We start from the raw sequence: 1,711 nt of genomic DNA, 5'->3' as shown, positions 1-1,711 counted from the left end.
GTAGCTGCGGTACTTGGACAAGAGCACGCGGATGTGCATCTTGTAGGCCTTGCTCTCCAGGTATTCGAAGAACCGGTCCACGCCGTACCAGTGCTGGTTCCACTTGCCGTTCCACTGCGGCGAGCCGGCCCGCACCCAGTGCTTCTGCTCGTCGGTGAGCTTGGCCCACGGCGTGTCGCGCGGGATGCCGGCGGTTTCGGCGTGCCGCATCATGTCGTCCTGCGCCTCTTTCCAGGCCGGCGTCTGGAACACCTTGATCGCACCCGCGCGCAGCGTGAGCTTGTCGTTTGGAATCACGAGGCCATAGTCGACTCCGATCACCCGCCCGAACCCACGGCAGGCCTCGCAAGCCCCCACCGCCGAGTTGAACGAGAACATCGACGGCGTTGGTTCGCCGTAGCGGATGTCGCTCTCGGGGCAATGCAGCCCGGTTGAGAAGCGCCAGATCTCCGGCTTCAATTCGAATTCGGGGTCAGATTCCAATTTCGCAGTCGCGAAATTGGAATCTGACCCCGAATTCAATGACCCCGAATCCAAGGCGTACACCATCAGCTTGCCGCCGCCGCGCTTCAAGCCGACCTCGATGGCCTCCATCACGCGGGCGGGTTCGGTGGTGCCGATGCGGAAGCGGTCGGCCACCACGTCGAGCACCTTGATGGCCTCCATCGGCCCAGCCTTGGCCTTGCCTTTGGTTTTGGCTTTCTCATCCACGGCGGGCGCGGCACGCTGCACGATGCGTTCGGCCTGCACCCGCGTGTAGCCGCTGGCGGAGAGCCACTGTTCGATTTCTTCCGGGGTGGTGCTGGCGGGCAGTTCCACGGGAAAGGTGACCACGAGCCGTGGGTCACCTTGTGCCGCAGCACGCGCACTCAGTTCCGCGTAGATCGACTCCGGCGAGTCGTGCCGCACCAGCGCGGCGGTGTCGCGGTCGAACAGCTCGGCGCCGCGCGCAAACAAAAGTTTGAGGTGGTCATTGAGCTCGGTCATGGTGCCGACCGTGGAGCGCGAGCTGCGCACCGGGTTGGTCTGGTCGATGGCGATGGCCGGTGGCACACCTTCCACGCGGTCCACCGCGGGTTTGTCCATGCGGTCGAGGAACTGGCGCGCGTAGGCGCTGAACGTTTCCACGTAGCGGCGCTGGCCTTCGGCGAACAAGGTGTCGAACACGAGGCTGGATTTGCCCGATCCGCTGGGACCGGTGACCACGGTGAGCTCGCCGGTGCGGATGTCCAGATCGATGTTTTTCAGGTTGTGCTGGCGCGCGCCGCGGATGCGGATCAGGCCGGTACCGCCTTCCGTCGGTCGGTCGCGCCCCTCGTCGTCGGACGCGGGTTGAATCGCGCCCGCAGGCAACTCGGCGGGCAAAAAGGCATCGGACATGCAGGGGCTCCAGAAGGGGACGCAAAGATTCTACGGAGCGACGCGACATACCCCCTGCCTTGTACGTCATACCCACAATTTCTCGCGCGGGCCGACTTCCTAGACTGAGCCCTTCTTTCAAGACACATCCCATGAAAAAACCCTTCGCGTCATGGCCCAAAGGCCTCATCACACTCGGTCTTGCTGCCCTCATCACCCTCGCTTTGCCCGCTGCGGCGCAGCTGCGCATCGGCAACCCCTCGGGCATCACCGGTTCGGTGGCGGCCGGCGTGAAAGAGAACATCGATGGCGCCAGGCTGTACTTCGACGCGGTGAACGCGCGAGGCGGCAT

1 protein-coding gene and 1 pseudogene are annotated in these 1,711 nt (G+C 64.3%); one reads left to right on the top strand and one right to left on the bottom strand.

What is annotated here, in order from left to right; all coding sequences use genetic code 11:
• Positions 1–1,380: excinuclease ABC subunit UvrA (locus RMO40_RS00335; RefSeq protein WP_489660083.1), on the bottom strand; the 1,380-nt coding region annotated here is incomplete at its 3' end.
• A 131-nt stretch (positions 1,381–1,511) separates the two neighbouring features.
• Here RMO40_RS00335 and RMO40_RS00330 point away from each other — a divergent pair.
• A pseudogene (locus RMO40_RS00330) lies at positions 1,512–1,711 on the top strand (ABC transporter substrate-binding protein); the annotation flags it as partial.

The organism is Rhizobacter sp. (assembly GCF_031412075.1).
Taxonomy (GTDB): Bacteria; Pseudomonadota; Gammaproteobacteria; order Burkholderiales; family Burkholderiaceae_C; genus Rhizobacter.
This window is presented reverse-complemented; position numbering and strand designations above follow the sequence as displayed.